The 14,106-nt window shown below is 58.2% G+C and carries 26 protein-coding genes; 9 read left to right on the forward strand and 17 right to left on the reverse strand.

Annotation, left to right across the window (positions count from 1 at the left end):
* Nucleotides 1–117: 117 nt before the first annotated feature.
* From V3W40_RS02545 to V3W40_RS02620, 16 genes are all read right to left on the reverse strand, one after another.
* A complete protein-coding gene (locus tag V3W40_RS02545) occupies nucleotides 118–858 on the reverse strand; it encodes a hypothetical protein (protein ID WP_213553095.1) in 741 nt (246 codons plus the stop codon).
* 19 nt (nucleotides 859–877) lie between these two features.
* Nucleotides 878–1,063, reverse strand: coding sequence for a hypothetical protein (locus V3W40_RS02550; RefSeq protein ID WP_330214554.1), 186 nt, complete (start codon nucleotides 1,061–1,063; stop codon nucleotides 878–880).
* Nucleotides 1,026–1,412 carry a hypothetical protein gene (locus V3W40_RS02555; protein WP_330214372.1) on the reverse strand — a complete coding sequence of 129 codons (387 nt, stop codon included), beginning with the start codon at nucleotides 1,410–1,412 and terminating at the stop codon, nucleotides 1,026–1,028. The genes V3W40_RS02550 and V3W40_RS02555 overlap by 38 nt, the downstream gene beginning before the upstream one ends.
* Nucleotides 1,409–1,732, reverse strand: coding sequence for a phage holin, lambda family (locus tag V3W40_RS02560; RefSeq protein WP_033901767.1), 324 nt, complete (start codon nucleotides 1,730–1,732; stop codon nucleotides 1,409–1,411). The genes V3W40_RS02555 and V3W40_RS02560 overlap by 4 nt, the downstream gene beginning before the upstream one ends.
* Before the next feature lie 331 nt (nucleotides 1,733–2,063).
* Nucleotides 2,064–2,417 carry an antiterminator Q family protein gene (locus V3W40_RS02565; protein ID WP_046068885.1) on the reverse strand — a complete coding sequence of 118 codons (354 nt, stop codon included), beginning with the start codon at nucleotides 2,415–2,417 and terminating at the stop codon, nucleotides 2,064–2,066.
* 3 nt (nucleotides 2,418–2,420) lie between these two features.
* Nucleotides 2,421–2,633: a hypothetical protein gene (locus V3W40_RS02570; RefSeq protein ID WP_330214373.1), complete on the reverse strand. Its 213-nt coding sequence runs from the start codon at nucleotides 2,631–2,633 to the stop codon at nucleotides 2,421–2,423.
* Between the two features lie 2 nt (nucleotides 2,634–2,635).
* Nucleotides 2,636–2,968, reverse strand: coding sequence for a hypothetical protein (locus tag V3W40_RS02575; protein ID WP_330214374.1), 333 nt, complete (start codon nucleotides 2,966–2,968; stop codon nucleotides 2,636–2,638).
* 5 nt (nucleotides 2,969–2,973) lie between these two features.
* Entirely contained in the window at nucleotides 2,974–4,254 is a 1,281-nt protein-coding gene (locus tag V3W40_RS02580; protein ID WP_330214375.1) for a tyrosine-type recombinase/integrase, read from the reverse strand.
* Nucleotides 4,251–4,559: a hypothetical protein gene (locus V3W40_RS02585; RefSeq protein WP_330214376.1), complete on the reverse strand. Its 309-nt coding sequence runs from the start codon at nucleotides 4,557–4,559 to the stop codon at nucleotides 4,251–4,253. The genes V3W40_RS02580 and V3W40_RS02585 overlap by 4 nt, the downstream gene beginning before the upstream one ends.
* Complete coding sequence (locus V3W40_RS02590) at nucleotides 4,556–4,987, reverse strand: VRR-NUC domain-containing protein (RefSeq protein WP_330214377.1); 432 nt, start codon at nucleotides 4,985–4,987, stop codon at nucleotides 4,556–4,558. The genes V3W40_RS02585 and V3W40_RS02590 overlap by 4 nt, the downstream gene beginning before the upstream one ends.
* Nucleotides 4,984–5,280, reverse strand: coding sequence for a DUF1364 domain-containing protein (locus V3W40_RS02595; RefSeq protein WP_330214378.1), 297 nt, complete (start codon nucleotides 5,278–5,280; stop codon nucleotides 4,984–4,986). The genes V3W40_RS02590 and V3W40_RS02595 overlap by 4 nt, the downstream gene beginning before the upstream one ends.
* Nucleotides 5,277–5,960, reverse strand: coding sequence for a replication protein P (locus V3W40_RS02600; RefSeq protein WP_330214379.1), 684 nt, complete (start codon nucleotides 5,958–5,960; stop codon nucleotides 5,277–5,279). Before V3W40_RS02600 ends, V3W40_RS02595 begins: the two co-directional genes overlap by 4 nt.
* Nucleotides 5,957–6,733: a helix-turn-helix domain-containing protein gene (locus V3W40_RS02605; RefSeq protein WP_330214550.1), complete on the reverse strand. Its 777-nt coding sequence runs from the start codon at nucleotides 6,731–6,733 to the stop codon at nucleotides 5,957–5,959. Before V3W40_RS02605 ends, V3W40_RS02600 begins: the two co-directional genes overlap by 4 nt.
* An 11-nt stretch (nucleotides 6,734–6,744) precedes the next feature.
* Nucleotides 6,745–7,488, reverse strand: coding sequence for a phage antirepressor KilAC domain-containing protein (locus tag V3W40_RS02610; RefSeq protein ID WP_122711696.1), 744 nt, complete (start codon nucleotides 7,486–7,488; stop codon nucleotides 6,745–6,747).
* A 68-nt stretch (nucleotides 7,489–7,556) separates the two neighbouring features.
* The gene (locus V3W40_RS02615; protein WP_330214380.1) at nucleotides 7,557–7,979 is read right to left on the reverse strand and encodes a phage regulatory CII family protein; all 423 of its coding nucleotides are present in this window, start codon (nucleotides 7,977–7,979) and stop codon (nucleotides 7,557–7,559) included.
* Nucleotides 7,980–8,061: 82 nt separating this feature from the next.
* Entirely contained in the window at nucleotides 8,062–8,316 is a 255-nt protein-coding gene (locus V3W40_RS02620) for a transcriptional regulator (RefSeq protein WP_330214381.1), read from the reverse strand.
* A gap of 95 nt (nucleotides 8,317–8,411) precedes the next feature.
* On the opposite strand from V3W40_RS02620, the gene V3W40_RS02625 reads away from it, so the two are divergent.
* The 3 genes from V3W40_RS02625 to V3W40_RS02635 are packed head-to-tail and all read left to right on the forward strand — an operon-like array spanning nucleotide 8,412 to nucleotide 10,203.
* Nucleotides 8,412–9,272: a S24 family peptidase gene (locus V3W40_RS02625; RefSeq protein ID WP_330214382.1), complete on the forward strand. Its 861-nt coding sequence runs from the start codon at nucleotides 8,412–8,414 to the stop codon at nucleotides 9,270–9,272.
* Nucleotides 9,273–9,326: 54 nt separating this feature from the next.
* A complete protein-coding gene (locus tag V3W40_RS02630) occupies nucleotides 9,327–9,692 on the forward strand; it encodes a hypothetical protein (RefSeq protein WP_330214383.1) in 366 nt (121 codons plus the stop codon).
* Nucleotides 9,682–10,203, forward strand: a complete 522-nt coding sequence (locus V3W40_RS02635; protein WP_330214384.1) for a hypothetical protein — start codon at nucleotides 9,682–9,684, stop codon at nucleotides 10,201–10,203. Before V3W40_RS02630 ends, V3W40_RS02635 begins: the two co-directional genes overlap by 11 nt.
* Nucleotides 10,204–10,240: 37 nt before the next feature.
* On the opposite strand, the gene V3W40_RS02640 is transcribed toward V3W40_RS02635, so the two are convergent.
* Complete coding sequence (locus V3W40_RS02640) at nucleotides 10,241–10,552, reverse strand: DUF1654 domain-containing protein (protein ID WP_330214385.1); 312 nt, start codon at nucleotides 10,550–10,552, stop codon at nucleotides 10,241–10,243.
* Between the two features lie 454 nt (nucleotides 10,553–11,006).
* Between V3W40_RS02640 and V3W40_RS02645 the strand changes: the two genes are divergently transcribed.
* From V3W40_RS02645 to V3W40_RS02670, 6 genes are all read left to right on the forward strand, one after another.
* On the forward strand, nucleotides 11,007–11,294 hold the full coding sequence (locus tag V3W40_RS02645; protein ID WP_330214386.1) for a hypothetical protein: 288 nt from the start codon (nucleotides 11,007–11,009) through the stop codon (nucleotides 11,292–11,294).
* Nucleotides 11,295–11,750: 456 nt separating this feature from the next.
* The gene (locus V3W40_RS02650; RefSeq protein ID WP_330214387.1) at nucleotides 11,751–12,113 is read left to right on the forward strand and encodes a hypothetical protein; all 363 of its coding nucleotides are present in this window, start codon (nucleotides 11,751–11,753) and stop codon (nucleotides 12,111–12,113) included.
* Entirely contained in the window at nucleotides 12,110–12,424 is a 315-nt protein-coding gene (locus tag V3W40_RS02655; RefSeq protein WP_330214388.1) for a hypothetical protein, read from the forward strand. The genes V3W40_RS02650 and V3W40_RS02655 overlap by 4 nt, the downstream gene beginning before the upstream one ends.
* Nucleotides 12,425–12,505: 81 nt before the next feature.
* Nucleotides 12,506–12,865, forward strand: coding sequence for a hypothetical protein (locus V3W40_RS02660; protein ID WP_330214389.1), 360 nt, complete (start codon nucleotides 12,506–12,508; stop codon nucleotides 12,863–12,865).
* A 56-nt stretch (nucleotides 12,866–12,921) separates the two neighbouring features.
* A complete protein-coding gene (locus tag V3W40_RS02665; RefSeq protein WP_330214390.1) occupies nucleotides 12,922–13,398 on the forward strand; it encodes a hypothetical protein in 477 nt (158 codons plus the stop codon).
* Nucleotides 13,399–13,517: 119 nt separating this feature from the next.
* Nucleotides 13,518–14,105: a DUF1566 domain-containing protein gene (locus V3W40_RS02670; protein WP_330214391.1), complete on the forward strand. Its 588-nt coding sequence runs from the start codon at nucleotides 13,518–13,520 to the stop codon at nucleotides 14,103–14,105.
* Nucleotide 14,106 lies beyond the last annotated feature (1 nt).

Genomic DNA, 14,106 nt, shown 5'->3' on the forward strand with positions numbered 1-14,106 from the left:
ACATATTTGGCGCGCGGGGCCCGAATTACCCGCATGGGGCTGGGGGCCGGGGAAGGACCCAAAGGGGGGGGTGGGTGCACCATCCAGGGGCGCCCACCGCCGTCCATTCAAGAACTCCTATCGTTTCGTCGCCAGTGCCGTGTCCATTGCGCTTTGGAACTCACGAACCCTGTTCGCTTTCACGATGTTGTCGGCGATCTTGTAGAACGGGAGGATGACTCGGTAGCCAGGCTCCCCATCACTGAAGATGAACACCGGCCGAACCGCATCACCCCACGCCGTCTTCTTCCGCTCCCAAACACCTTGGGTGCCGTCGACTTCGCCGGCGAAATACTTCTGGGCATTACCCTTACGCTTACTGCGTTTGCTGCCCGTAGCGTTGGCCTGCACACCACTAACAGTCTCGGCCGCACCAAGGCCCGACAGTATCTTCATGATCGTGCCGCGGGGAACGTTGCCGAACTGATTGAGTGCTGATGCTGCTGGAAGTGCGTACTGCCCAGGCTTCATGATCCCCTTTGCGATCAGTGCTTTCTCGAACCGCTTATGAGGTCGACGTCCACCCTTCACTGCTTGCTGCAGGTAGGTGTCAGCCGGAACGCCTGATGTCCACGCGTCCTTGAAGAACGTTCGGGCTTCTGGCTTACCCGGCTTGGCTGGTTTCACGTAAAGACTATTCAGGGTCGTTGTAGTAGGCCTATCAATGCGGGCCTTCAATACCGACAACTCCCCCTTCTTTACGAGCACGGCCAGGCGCGTAGCCATCAACGCAAAGGCGAAGGGCAACTGCTTTTCACCAACCGTGCGCAACGCCTTCGAAAGCTCTTCGATGTTTGTTCGAGCGTCGATCTGAAGCATCTGAGGTCACCGTGGCTGACTACTTGCTCTGGCTGCGCTTGATCTGGGCGTCTACCTGGTCGGCGCACGTGTCGAGCAAGTTGATTGCCCTGTCCTTCAGCTCCCACACATCGCCATTCAGGCGAAGGTCGGCGGTATCCTCATCAATGCGTTCGCACGGGATCAGTTCAGGGGCTTCCAGCCTTACGGCCTGGGTCTTTGTCACTACCACCGGCTTTGCCGCGCAGGCCGTCAGGCAAAGGCTGAGCAGCCCAATCACGAACAGGCTTGCTGTTGCGCTTGAGGTCTTCAAAGTTCTTCTCCGCCTTTTTCGCCTTGTCCTGGCTGGCCTTAAGGCGCTTTGCCAGGTCGGCCTGATATTCGGCATTGCGCTTTGCTTCAGCGCGCAGGGTGGTGATGGTGGCCTGGCTCTCGGTGTTGGCCTTGATGGCCTCGTCCTTTGCCTGGGTCTCGACGAGCTTCTCTTCGCGAAGATCCTCGACCCGCAGCTGTTGAATGCCAACCAACAGAAGGCCCACCAGCGCGATGATGATTGCCGCAGCGATCGCCTTCATGCCGAGTCCACCTTCTTGCCCAGGAAGCGAATGATCATGTCCCTGATCGCAGTCACGCCGATGAAGCCAATTGCCCCACCGGCCGCTACTGAAAGGCTCGGCGGCCAGGTCATCCACTCAATAATGCTGCTGGCCGACAGGCTGAGAGCACCACAAATCAGCGCCTCCAAGATGATCCGCCACTTGTTTGGCTCTTTCGCTTCGTACAACACCCGAAGAAGAGTAATCGTGACGGCCATGATTGCGCCCTGCCATAGCGGGTTCGAGAGGGCCAGCCAGATCTGGGCCCACGTGTCTGGCTTGTCTGGCATGGGTGGCATCCGGATTTCCTCCCTCTCGGGGAGATTGATAAATCCGGCCCCATCAGCACTCCCGGCCATAGCAACGGGTGTGGTGGAGCCGAAAACGAAAAAGCCCCGGCAAATGCCGAGGCTCGTAATTGGTGCAGATGGCCGGTGCTGATCCCCGGCTTGCGGCCCCCGTGGCATCTGGTGGCCGGGGTCATCGCGCTTTCTCATTCTGCCTTGCTGCGCATCAGCAATCCGCGCATTCATCTGCATTACAGAAAGCAAAAAGCCCAACTCAGGGTCGGGCTTTGCTCGCGGAAAAACCGCAAAGTAACGAGAAATCTATATGCAGGGACCGGGGCTGTCAAGCAGCCTGACGACGAATATCTAATGCCCCATCGATCCAGGCGATACCCGCCTTCCAGAGCCCGCGAGTCTTCTCTTCGCCGAACTTCATTTTCTTGCCGACCTCCATCAGCGAAGTGTCGCGACTGGTGTAGTACTTCATCAGCACCTGGCCGCATTCTGGGTACCGCTTGAGCAGTCGGCCCATCAACCCATCGATCAGCAGCGCGTCGTCGTCGGTGATCATCGGCGACAGCACGGTGTTCTCGCGAGAGGCGCAGCAGGACACACCGGAGCCCAGGACAACCCAGCGGCCCCAATGCTCGAGCAGATCCTCGGCTGTGCGTTCTTTGAATGTCGGTGTGAAGGCCATGATTCAATCCCCTGCTTGTGTATTGATGACGCGACGACCACCGCGAGCCAATATCTTGTCTTGGCACGAATGAATCGCCGTGCAGAACTCGCGCTGCTCCATTGGATGCTCTATGGGCAACTTCAGAAACTCATTCCAGGCCTCTGCCAACAGTCCAACCACCACCGCTTCTTGATCGGTAACTCGAGCCTGATCTTCTGTAAATTGGATGCCCATGCTCAATCCCCTGTGAAGTTGGTGGCACCTGGGCCACGGCGGTTGTTCTCGTTGTATTGCCGAGCGGGGCCTGCATCGACGCCCATAACAGCCAAAGCGCGCTGAGCGACTGCAAACTGCTGCTGCACCTCCTTTAGCCTGGCGTTGAGAACCTGCACGACATCGATGAGGGGCAACCTGGCAAGGGTTCTGCCGCACACCCAGCCCGAGGCGTGGCAGTTCTCGCAGGTCATTTGATGAAAGACGCCTGTGTAAATGCCGGTGCCTCGGCAGACGCTGCACTCAACGATGAACTTCAATTCCCGGCGGAAGGCGGGGCCATGCTGCTTTTTCATCATTTTTAAACCTCGCCTATGGTTGTTTCTTGAATGGCCTTGCAGCCCTTGTCTTCCGTGGCTTCCAGAGGATTACCGGAATCTCCGAATCTAACGCCGGTCAACTGGTGAATCAGGGCAAACCCACGCTGGTCTAGATGCGCGTGCCACTTCTCAAGGGCTTCACGCTTGCGAGCCATCACGTCCGATTGGATGTACACCTTCACGTTGTGGCCCATGGCGTGGTTGATCAGCAGCTCACCAATCAGGTGGTCGATGCCGATATCTGCCCAGCCAGTCCTGGCAACCTTGCGCAGGTCGTGACTGGTCCACTCCCCGCCTCCAAGCTTGGCGAATACGGCACTGGACTGCCCTTCACTCAAGGCAGTACCAGTACGGGACGGGAACAGGAACTGACCTTCGTAGCCTCTGGCCTGCTGGACTTCGCGGTACCGGATCAACAGTTTGCGAACCTGGTCGGTCAATGGCAGGTGATGCTCGACGCCGGTCTTGGTGTTCTCGGCAGGAATGAACCACTCGCGCTCTGCAATGCTGATGTGGGACCAGCGGGCCTGGCGTGTTTCCCCGATGCGGGTGCCATGGCAGAGCATCATCAAGGCCAGCATGCCCGACGTGGGATAGAACATGACCACAGTCAGAAACTGCTCGAGCAGTTCAGGCAACTGGACGCCGCGCAGCCGAGAAGGCTTGATCCCAACCTTGGCCTTGGAGAAGTCGCTGAACTTGATGCCGGCCATTGGATTGGAGGCGATCAGGCCTAGTTTGAACGCCTGACGGAATGCCAGGGCCAGCAACTGGAACACCAGTCGCACGTAGTCGATGGAAAGCGCCTCCTGCAGCGGCCACATCAATTGGCTGTCGAGCGCGGCCTTGTCGACGCTTGTCAACGGCAGATCGGCCAGGCGCGGCATCAAGTGGCACTTGATCGCCGAAGCGCCGGTCTTCTTGCGTTTGCTCGACAGGTTGCGGTCACGGGCCATGCGCTCGGCGTACCAGGCCAGCAGCTCACCGACCGTTCCCCACTTCGACAAACTGCTGCCCTCTCCTGCTTCCAGGCGCAGGCGGATAGCCGGGAGCGCGGCGACTACCTGCTTGGCGGTTAGGTCAGGGTACTTGCCGATCAGATTCCATTCACCCTTGGTGACCAGGTACCACGAGGCACGGTCTCGGGCCTTGTTAAACCGCAGGTACAAGCCTCGATTTTCTGTGTCGCGCAGGTCACGCTCGGTACCGGCGGCCTGGCGCTTGATTTCGGCGTCGGTGATCTTCACGGCAGCAGTAGTCACGCGATCACCTCCTGCGACTTATGCTGTTCAGGAGTGAACTCTCCGCGCAGAGGCATCAAATGAATGGGATCGGCCATCACCCAGGACCTGGCCCCGCACCAAGATACGAGACCATCACCCACTACCAGCCAGGCGTTGCCGTCATCACCGTTTTGAACACGAAACCCTTCGATTGGATCTGTCCACGCGCTGATTTGCTCAGGAGCAAGGAGCTCAACCAGCTCGCAAACTTTGCCAATGTTCTCCGACAGGGTGTAAGCGCCGACGATCATTGCCAGGTCGCCCGGCTTAAAGTTATGGCTCATGCGGCCGCCCTCGTTTGTGGTTGAAGTAGGTAGGCCCGGATCGCCTCAATTGCGTCGAAGTGCCCTCGGCAGACGATGGCGAGGTAACCCTGATCGGTCAGCGCCTGCAGGTATGCGTCCTGGGCCGGGGATACCGCGGCGTCATGCGGCGCGGTCGCCTTGAATTCGATGTAAAGCCCGAAGTAACCACCGCGAGCCATGGGTAGCACCAGGTCTGGAACACCGGCCTTCACGCCCTGCTCTTTCAGCTTCATCGCCACCAGCTTGTGCCGGTGCCCACCGTTCGGGACGTGGTAGATCAGCTTGGCCGCCGCCGGATAGCGTAGGGTGATCTCTTTGATCAAGGCGGCCTGCTCCAGGCCCTCACGGTCGATGGACTTGGCGCGTACTGGCTTGGCGATGAAGACCTTCGGGCTGAACGGCTTCAAAGTTTCACCTTCCCTTCGCGAATGAGGATGTCCTGGGTGCGCATGACGCCCTCGGCCAGGAACAAACGGATCTCGTACTTGGTCAGCTCACCGGGTGCGCGCAGGCGCCCGTCGGCGATGTCGTGGCAGTAACCGCATGCCCAAGCGGCCTGGAAGTCGTTGGGCTTCATGCCCATGCCGCAGGTGCCAGCCAGCCGGTAGTGCGCCAGGACCGTGGTGGAGGGTTCGCAGGTGCAGCCCGGAAACCGAACCTGGCAGTCACGATCGCGTGCGGCATTCGTGAGCTTGCTCATCGAGAACCTCCAGCGCGCTGCGCACGGAGTTCGGCCAAGGCCTTTTTGCCCACCTCGGGCGTTATCTTCGGCTCCAGGGCAATCTCTGCCAGCGGTACCGGGCTCAACTTCTCGCCCTGCCAGATACGCCGGCACTGGTTCAGGTAGTGCTTCTCGAAGCTCGCCATCCCAAGCTCACGAGACAGCATCGACAGACTGTGGAATCCCGCTGCAGCCGTGGCGTGGTAAACAGCTGGGTGATACCACTTTTCGCAGCCGCGCATGGCTGGGTGGCAGTTTCGAAGGGCTTGGGAGTAAGCGGACTCAATGCTCGGCAATCCTAAGCCCTCAGGAGCGAAGCACCAGCTGACGAAGACACCAGGGGCAGGCACGAAAGCAGACTTGCTTGCACTCACGACGCGCATGCCGTGGTCGATCTGCTCCATCCGGGTAATGCCGGAGCGCATGAACTCGCCCAGCCACTCAAGCTTCGAGGCGTTCATAACAGCTTCGGACGGCCAGGACTGGCGCCAGGCGCCGCACGCGCCACGCAGTCGCATGAACAGATCATCGATCACTGCGCGCGTTGCATGGTCAACAAGGACGACGTCCGGCGATTGCTCGGGGCCCCGATAGGTTGGATCAGATCGGCGGCGAGCAACCAGCTCACCTACGGCGACAGGCTTGTTTGATCGGTTCACAGGCGCACTCCTTTCGCAGCCCAGTCATCACCGGCTGAGCCTTCCTCGTTGGTCGTTGTGCCGGCAGCCAGGGCTCGCTCTCGTTTGATCCAGCCGACCAGCTTGAAACACCAACCGGCGGCCGTATCGACAACGGATGTTTTTGCGACGAAGAAACCCTTGAACCCGGAAAGAAGTTCAGCGGTCAGGGCGTCAGCTGGCATCCCGGCGATTTTCAGTTGAGTTTGCAGCGCGTCTTCAGGCGGCACGAATTCGGCGAACATGGCGAAGCGCTGGCGATCATCCTGGGGCTCCAGAGCCTGGCGTTCTTGCTCAGCGATCAACTCGTCAATCTCGCGCTGCTGCTGCTCTTCGGTTCCTTGATGGTTAAGTGATGGATTGGGTGCAGCTGCTGCACCCCGTTCTGTTCCAGACTGCACCCCGTTCTGTTGTGGGTTGCACCCCGTTGCGTAATCTGCACCCCGTTTTGTACGGGGTGCAGTATTTGCACCCCGCAATATTTGAAGGTCATAAACGACTGGGCGGCGGTCATGGCGATCAATGTGAACCGCGGCGATCGCTTGGTTGCCTTTCTTGATCAGCCCGGACTGTTCCAGGTCGTCGAGCTTGTAACGGACAGTGCGCTCGGAAAGACCTGTGTCCTGGGCCAGGGTAGAGGCGGACGGAAAGGCACCTGTACCGTTCGAACCGGCGTAGTTGGCCAGGCACAGCAGCACGTGACGCGCGCTCGAGTCTTTCAGGGTTTCGGTGGGCAGAGAGAGCGCCCAGGACATTGCTTGAACACTCACAGCGAGGCTCCGATATTCTTTTCGGCCAGGTAGGCCAGGCCTTTCGGCGTAACGAGAGGTTGGAAGGCAGCACGGTCCCCGCCGGTCTCCGGGTCGCTCTTCAGCGCGGTGACCTTGTGAACCAGATAGCCGGAGGTAATGCGCGGCTGATAGGCGGTCCAGCGCTTGGAGCCGCCGCGGTGAAAGATCCACCGGTTTTTCTCCAGCCACTGAAAAAGCTTTGAGGGTGGAACCTGAAGTTGTTTGGCAGCATCACTGATACAGATCGCCCCGCCGGCGGCCGCCAGGCGCTTGATGGCGGAAACCTTCGGCTCTTGATCCAGGATCACCAAGCGAAGGGTTTGGTTTTCCTTGGCCTGGTCGGCTGCCGCTTGCAGAGCTTCGGCATAGGTGGCTGGAATCTGGAACTGTTCCGCCCTTGCCTCCAACTCCTGCCACCGGTCTATGATCCGGGCGCGCAGTTCGACGCTGTAACCGGAAACCACTACCAGGGTGTCGCGCTGGGAAAGCAGGAACTCCCGATAGACTTGACCGTTCTGCGGGTGGATATAGGGGGTGTCGTTTGAAGAAACGACACCCTTGGCAACCAAGGCCCGAACGGTTTTCAGCACGTTGTCGTGCGTGCTGCCGGTCAGTTCGGCGATTTCTCGTGAGGACATCGTGTGTCGCGACACGTTTTGTTCATGCCGAAAAAGTGTCGCGACATGGGGGGTATTGCCTGGAGCGGTATTGGTGTTCATAATGGCCCCACAAGTTTTATTGCTGTTGAAAGGACCGCCCTGCCAGGCGGTTTTTTTATGCCTGCGATTCAGGCGGCCTTGAGCGATTCGCGTAGCACATGCAGCGCATCGATCGCTTCCTGAATAGCCTTCTCGCCCTGCGCTTTTTCGTGCTGGCTGATGTGGTTGTCGGCGGCCGCATCGAAGATCAATCGGCCTACATCCCCGCATTCGGCGGAAAGGTGGCCGAGAGCGACCATCAGTGGCTTGGCTGCAGGCTTCTCACGGGCGAGCAACTCGAAGCCAAACTTGTCAGCAAGAGCCATCAGCGGGCGCATATCGCCGGTGTGCAGCAGAACCCCGAATAGATGCTCAATGGTGAGGTGGTGGGCCGAGTTGTCCGGGTTCGAGCGCTGCAGCAGGCTCACGTGCGCCAGGCACATCTTCCCGGCGAGTTCTTCTGCCCCACTTTCCTTGATGGTGGTGTGGCAAGCCCTCAAGAAATCTTCCATTCGTAAAACCTCAAATTTGTTTCCGTGGCGCCTTTGCAGTGCTAAGGCGATCATTTGGTCAATGGAATGCTGAGCGGGGATGTCAGGCGGCGGTCTGCTCCGCAGTCTCGCCGGCCGCAGAAATGATCTGCCCCCATGGAAAAGATGGGCAAAGATCGGCGCGATTTACGGCGCCACCGGTCAATGCTTCGATTTGAATCGCACGCTTTGCGGGAACAGGTCGCTCGCCGGAGCACCATTGATTAACGGTGGGTGCAGTGACCTTCAGCAGGCGCGCCATTTCCACCTGACTACCCAGCAAGCGAGATGCTTCTTTGGCCGCTTCTGCTGACTTCATGAGTTCTCTCCTGGAGATTTATGCCGAATATAAGGCATTACCTTATCGCGGGCAAGCCATTGCCTAACCAACAACGCAATAGGCTTAATTAGGCAATGCTTACCGGACCAGAATTAGGCGCCGCCATTGAGGCCGCGCGGATCGCCAAGGGCGTATCGAAAAAGAATCTCGCAGACGACTTCTCCGTGAAGCCTCCGTCGATACAAGGCTGGGTGAAAAACGGCAGAATCGATAAATCAAAGCTGATGGACGTGATCGCCTACTTCTCCGATGTCGTTGGCCCTGAGCACTGGGGACTACGCCCAGGCTTCTCCTACGAAAATCTCGAGGAAGCTAACGAGGACTCTTCTGGTCAGCGCAGTAATGACGGGCAGTCAATGGCTTCGTCTGCAGCGGATATGGTCCGTCAGATGTTGGCGACCAAGGGCAAAAGCCTTTCAGAGGATGCTCGGAGCAGGCTGATGGCCGCAGCAGAGCAGAGCGACTCAGGAAACGTCATACACGTCGACTTCTCTCGCCCAGGCCAAGTAGGCGACGAGGTATGGATTGCCCACTACGACGTGCGCGCAGCGATGGGCGGCGGGCAGATACCGCACGAATACCCCGAAATGCTCCAGGACATCAGGGTCAGCCCCAAGCATCTGCGCGACCTGGGCGTCAACTTCAAAGAGCACTTCCACCTAAAGATGATCACCGGGTGGGGGCAGTCAATGGCACCGACGATCAAAGACCGCGACCCGCTGCTCGTGGACATCACGATCAGGGAGTTCACTGGCGACGGTATCTACCTCTTCTCCCACGACGACATGCTTTACGTGAAGCGTCTACAGAAGAAAGGCAAGGATCACTTCAAGATGATCTCGGACAACAAGCACCACGACCCCGAGGACATCCGGATGGATGACACCTATATCCTGGCTCGCGTGCTGCTGGTGTGGAATGCCAATTTAGTATAGCTATCATGCTATAGGGGTGCTTTGGCAACCTAAAATCGCCGAAAAGGAATTGCAATGACAAGCGAGCAAACACTTAAAAAACCTGAAAGGTCAAAGCTGGCGGTAACCTCAGACGATTTTGTCCGGTTTCTAGAAGCCAAAAATCCCGAAAGCGACTGTCCAGTATGCGGCGAGGAGACATGGACCGTTATCTGCCCCTTCGATCATGAGGAAGATCAGGATACTTATCGCCTCGTAACCCGGCTGAAGGACGGATCTAAACCGCTGACGGTATCAAGTTTCGGCCTGTTTTGTGATAGCTGTGGCTACTTAAGGCAGCACCTAGCCAAAGTCGTAAGGAAGTGGGTGGAAGACAACCCTATCGAACCAGAGCTCGAATTCGGGCCAGATCCTACAGATGAGGACCAAAATGCAAATTAAGTTCTCAACGTGTGGGGAGATCAAGGCTGGCTTTGAGAAAGCCTCACCAGCTTTCAGAGCTCCCTCTCAGCACTCCGGAGCGGAAGGAGCGAGTGACAACGTGAAAGGCGTGGGACATACTAAATCCATGACTGAAATTACGCGCGAAGAATTCAACGCAAAGCTTGAGACCATCGAAGTCAAGATGGACGCTCGGGTTGAGTCTGTATCTGCAAAAATAGATGCCTTTGTAGCTATCCAAGCGGAACGTGACAAGAGAATGGAAGCGACGCTCAATCAAATCTCCAGCAATCATGGAGAAATAAAGTCGAGTATTGGCTCGATGAAAACGACCATGATAGTAACTGCAGTATCTACTGTTCTCGCCATTGTGATCGGTATCGCAGGGTTCAACGCCATGCTTACCTCCAACATGGTTGCATCCTTCCAAATGGGTAGGAGTGAGAAAGCTCTTGATACGCCGCCAGCTCAGAAGTCGGAACCGGCATCAGCATCGGCTCCGCAGAAGTAAAACGAGGCCCGCGGTTTAGCGGGCTTTTTATTGCCTGCTAGAAAGGAGCCGCCTCTTCTTCTGGCTCAAACTCAACCTCTCCCCTTCCCGTCTCCTCGACTTCTTGCTGCTCCCATCTCACCGTCACGCTGCCGTCGTCATTGAGCGTGAGCTCAAGCTCGGCCGTCTCGGCGATTACGCCCAACACCTCTTCCCACTCCCGATCCCCGTCCGCGTCAAGGCGATGAATCGTGACCCAACGCTGCGCCTGCGCGACAGGGTGATTGATCATTGATGAAACGCGCAGCCCGAGCCGTTCCATCCCGCTCATTTCCTGCCGTTCCGCCGGTGCCGCCCGCTTCTTTGCCATGAAATCTCCTCCCAGATAAATGCTGTATATCCATACAGCTTAGGCGAAGCTTATATCAGGATTGCCGAGAAAGTCATCTCCCAAAACGGAATAGCGCGCATGCCTACATCATGAAAATAATTAGGCATTACCTATTTACATATGATTAGGCATTAGCTTATTGTTATTTCCATCGCAGTGACACACCGCCACTGCTGAGCACCACCGCTCTTTAACAGCCAGCGCAACAAACAACAGACCGCATTGCCTCTACCGGCGACCGGCGAGCAGACAGGCCCGAAAGCCTGCCAACGACAGGGAAAACCTTGTACGGCTGCTCGATGGTGAAACGCCAGAACTGAGTGAGTGACCCGGCAAGCAATGCGCCCCGCCCCTTCCGGCGGCAATTGGACGGACAGCATCACTGAAGCACCTTCTCGCGAGGGTGCTTTGGGATGACAGAGAGGATAGGAATATGAAAAGCGTCGCTGAAGATCTGCCGAAAGTAGAAGCGCCCTCACTGCAAGCACGCATAGAGGCGGCACTAATGACGCTGGCTTGCCAGGGAGATCCAGGGCTACGGACAAAACTTAGCCTGATGTACCCCAGCCAAGACATCGAAAAACAAAGCTGTTTGAAGTTTGCAACGATCGTTCTCAGCCGGACGATAGCTGCTTCATTACAAGCTTTGCCTCTTCGGGGGATTGAGATGATTTCGAAAGAGTTAGCTGAATATCTCTCTTCAGAATTCGAATGTCCGTGACGCCGTGCCAAAAGCCGTTGGTTACGAAAATAGCATCACCAACCTTGATTGGCTGATCACTCTCATAGCTCTTCGGACATGAATCATCAAAGTCATATCCGTACTTCAATTTGAATTTGCGCATGGCAAGTTCGCCCTCCTTTGCAGGCTGTGTTGTGTGAGAGCGCTCAGCCTAGCGCAAAGCCCGTCACCTGGGCAGTGGTGAGCCGGCCGGCGGCTACTTCATCTCAGCACGGAGGATTGGCAGCCATGTAAACGCACAGATACCAGCGCAGCCCAGACGGCCCCGCTGGCTTGTCACGTACGGAGGCGTTTGTGACAGAACGAAAAGCCCGGTTTCGATCGGGCTTTTTTACGCCTCGTCTTTATTCGTCAGCACCCTCCCCTGGGCCCACCGGCACGCACCAGGCGGTCAGGCTGCTGACGAATAGACGCAACCAACCATAAGGAATCGTGATGAACCAAACCATTCGCCAAAAACTAGCGGTCCTGCAGGCGTTGCAGGCTCGATTCGAAATGTCCGCCTCGGAGATGTACGTGATGATCGGTCGCGAAGAACCAGTGAAGGCGCCCCGCTTCAACGTGGTGCCGCTCGGCAAGAACCTGTTCGATGTGGTGGAGCGCTCCACCGGGGTTTCCCGCGGCGCTCGAGCGGGCCACGACGGCGCCTGCCAGTACGCTGATCAGCTCGAGCGCAACGCCGACTTCTTCGCCGCCGCCAAGGCAACGTCACGCCGTTTCGGTTTCCGCATGCTTCGATGGACACTCGGCTTCTCGGCGATGATGGTGCTGTTCGCCTACTACGGTGCACAGCCATGATCGGCGTGCCAATGCCCGACCCGCGGGACTCGATCATCGACAACCTGAACCAGCAGCTAGACGCTTACTTCGGCGCCGGCAAGTCAGTTCAGGTGATCCCGAACGGCGTCGGAGTCGACGGCCCCTATAACGGGACCACGGCTCACCACGAACGCCTCCGGAAAGAACGCGACAAGCTGGCTCCGGCCGTGCGCGCCGAAGCCGCCAAGGGCGTCGTAGCCAGCGTGGCAGCAAAGAACCTGGGCATGCACATCAAGCGCGTGACGCTGATCGCCCAGGAGAACGGCTTCAAGTTCGCCGACACCCCATGAAGCGCATCAGCAACCAGGTGCGACAGCGCCGGCGGCAGGCATGGCTTGATTTGCCAGCACATGAAATCGAAGAGGTAGGCGATGGCCGAGGAAGAGCTGACGGCGGAAGCCAAGAAGCAGCGCCGCAAGCGCGAGAAGGCGAACGAAAAGAACGCTGCATTGGGCGTCGAGAAGTTTACGGTTGAGGTGGCCGGCGTGTTCAAGGCCGACCTCAAGCGCCTGATGAAGCAGCACGGCTTCAACAACCAGCAGGAGGTGTTTCAGAACCTGCTGCGCAACGTGATCGCCGCCGACTTCGAAACGGCAGCGCAGATGCTTAAGTGTGTCAAGACACCTTTTGTAGTTACTGAAAAGGTGTCGCAGATCATCAGGGCCGCGGGCATGAAGTCGCTCGCCGACTACCCGCCAGAGCCTGACGACGAAATCGAAAGACCAGCATAACCCACCCTACTCGCTGCATCCGGTAACCGGAGGGCGGCGCTTACCCGGAGTACCCCATGACCAAGCAAGCGCAGCAAACAGTACTCGCCGCTGAACTCCCCGAGCGCGGCCAACCTCTGGCCGGCGGCGTGTTCGGCACCCGCTACTGGCTCAACGGCGTAGAGCGCGCCCTGATCCTGCTGCCTGACGAACTCAGCGGCCCATGGGGCGAGTATGGCGTCGAGATCAAAGGCGCGGGCAGCTACAGCGACGGCGAGGCCAACACCCGCGCCATGGCTGAGGCTGGCAGCGTGATCGCCGTGAAGGCCCTTGAGCTGGATGGCTTCATCCCGTCTTGCCTTGAGGGCCAACTGCTGATGGCGGCCAAGGCCGAGGGCCTGGTGGTGCTGAATGAAGAGCGCTGGCATCACCTTAGTACGCAGCGCTCCGCCTACAGCGCCTACGACATGGACTTTGGAGATGGCTGGCGCAGCGACAGCGTCAAGTACGACGAGCGGCTCGCGCGCCCTGTCCGCAGCCTCCCTATTCAGTAATTCATTCCTTCATTCGTTTTTCGCAGGTGATTCCCGGGAGCGCCAGGACGGCGCTCAGACCAGAAGCTCGTCGGGAAGCGCCGGCTACCTGCAACTTATCTCGCTCACAGGAGCATCCCATGCAACTGATTACAGTAACCGATGGAACAACAAGCATCTCAACGCCCAACCATCAATTGGCGCTGCATGTGCTCGCAGAGATGGGTGGTAAAGCCACGCCCATGGCGGCTGCATCATGCGCCCCGCCTATCGGCGAGTACTGGCCCGGCGAAGGCGGCATCAACGGTGGCCTGTTCCCCGGCGGCGACAAGCCCTTCTACCTGATCGTTCCAACGGGCGCAGATGCCGAGGCCAATCTCGAATGGGGCGGCTATGGCGAAGAACTCGACGGCGCCAAATCTCCATGGGATGGCCAGGCCAACACCGCTCACCTGGCAAGCAGCAATCGTGAGCACGACCACCCGGCCGCCCAGTTCTGTGCCAACTTCGAGCGCGACGGTCACAAGGACTTCTATCTGATGGCGCGCCGTGAGGCGTCCTTCCTCGAGATCACAGTGCCCGAGGCGTTTACCCAGGCCTACCACTGGACCAGCACGCAGCGCTCCGCCCACTACGCCTACTGCCTGGACTTTGAAGGTGGCTGGCTCTACTACGTCGACAAGCACTACGAGCGGCTCGCGCGCCCTGTCCGCAGAAAGTTTATTTGAT

The organism is Pseudomonas sp. AM8 (assembly GCF_036346475.1).
In the GTDB taxonomy this organism is placed as follows: domain Bacteria; phylum Pseudomonadota; class Gammaproteobacteria; order Pseudomonadales; family Pseudomonadaceae; genus Aquipseudomonas; species Aquipseudomonas marginalis.

What these genes read in the sequence shown, in the direction of transcription:
- V3W40_RS02545 (WP_213553095.1), bottom strand. Translation starts at nt 858, where the DNA reads ATGCTTCAGATCGACGCTCGAACAAACATCGAAGAGCTTTCGAAGGCG.
- V3W40_RS02555 (WP_330214372.1), bottom strand. Translation starts at nt 1,412, where the DNA reads ATGAAGGCGATCGCTGCGGCAATCATCATCGCGCTGGTGGGCCTTCTG.
- V3W40_RS02560 (WP_033901767.1), bottom strand. Translation starts at nt 1,732, where the DNA reads ATGCCACCCATGCCAGACAAGCCAGACACGTGGGCCCAGATCTGGCTG.
- V3W40_RS02565 (WP_046068885.1), bottom strand. Translation starts at nt 2,417, where the DNA reads ATGGCCTTCACACCGACATTCAAAGAACGCACAGCCGAGGATCTGCTC.
- V3W40_RS02570 (WP_330214373.1), bottom strand. Translation starts at nt 2,633, where the DNA reads ATGGGCATCCAATTTACAGAAGATCAGGCTCGAGTTACCGATCAAGAA.
- V3W40_RS02575 (WP_330214374.1), bottom strand. Translation starts at nt 2,968, where the DNA reads ATGAAAAAGCAGCATGGCCCCGCCTTCCGCCGGGAATTGAAGTTCATC.
- V3W40_RS02585 (WP_330214376.1), bottom strand. Translation starts at nt 4,559, where the DNA reads ATGAGCCATAACTTTAAGCCGGGCGACCTGGCAATGATCGTCGGCGCT.
- V3W40_RS02595 (WP_330214378.1), bottom strand. Translation starts at nt 5,280, where the DNA reads ATGAGCAAGCTCACGAATGCCGCACGCGATCGTGACTGCCAGGTTCGG.
- V3W40_RS02605 (WP_330214550.1), bottom strand. Translation starts at nt 6,733, where the DNA reads ATGTCCTGGGCGCTCTCTCTGCCCACCGAAACCCTGAAAGACTCGAGC.
- V3W40_RS02610 (WP_122711696.1), bottom strand. Translation starts at nt 7,488, where the DNA reads ATGAACACCAATACCGCTCCAGGCAATACCCCCCATGTCGCGACACTT.
- V3W40_RS02615 (WP_330214380.1), bottom strand. Translation starts at nt 7,979, where the DNA reads ATGGAAGATTTCTTGAGGGCTTGCCACACCACCATCAAGGAAAGTGGG.
- V3W40_RS02620 (WP_330214381.1), bottom strand. Translation starts at nt 8,316, where the DNA reads ATGAAGTCAGCAGAAGCGGCCAAAGAAGCATCTCGCTTGCTGGGTAGT.
- V3W40_RS02625 (WP_330214382.1), top strand. Translation starts at nt 8,412, where the DNA reads ATGCTTACCGGACCAGAATTAGGCGCCGCCATTGAGGCCGCGCGGATC.
- V3W40_RS02630 (WP_330214383.1), top strand. Translation starts at nt 9,327, where the DNA reads ATGACAAGCGAGCAAACACTTAAAAAACCTGAAAGGTCAAAGCTGGCG.
- V3W40_RS02635 (WP_330214384.1), top strand. Translation starts at nt 9,682, where the DNA reads ATGCAAATTAAGTTCTCAACGTGTGGGGAGATCAAGGCTGGCTTTGAG.
- V3W40_RS02640 (WP_330214385.1), bottom strand. Translation starts at nt 10,552, where the DNA reads ATGGCAAAGAAGCGGGCGGCACCGGCGGAACGGCAGGAAATGAGCGGG.
- V3W40_RS02645 (WP_330214386.1), top strand. Translation starts at nt 11,007, where the DNA reads ATGAAAAGCGTCGCTGAAGATCTGCCGAAAGTAGAAGCGCCCTCACTG.
- V3W40_RS02650 (WP_330214387.1), top strand. Translation starts at nt 11,751, where the DNA reads ATGAACCAAACCATTCGCCAAAAACTAGCGGTCCTGCAGGCGTTGCAG.
- V3W40_RS02655 (WP_330214388.1), top strand. Translation starts at nt 12,110, where the DNA reads ATGATCGGCGTGCCAATGCCCGACCCGCGGGACTCGATCATCGACAAC.
- V3W40_RS02660 (WP_330214389.1), top strand. Translation starts at nt 12,506, where the DNA reads ATGGCCGAGGAAGAGCTGACGGCGGAAGCCAAGAAGCAGCGCCGCAAG.
- V3W40_RS02665 (WP_330214390.1), top strand. Translation starts at nt 12,922, where the DNA reads ATGACCAAGCAAGCGCAGCAAACAGTACTCGCCGCTGAACTCCCCGAG.
- V3W40_RS02670 (WP_330214391.1), top strand. Translation starts at nt 13,518, where the DNA reads ATGCAACTGATTACAGTAACCGATGGAACAACAAGCATCTCAACGCCC.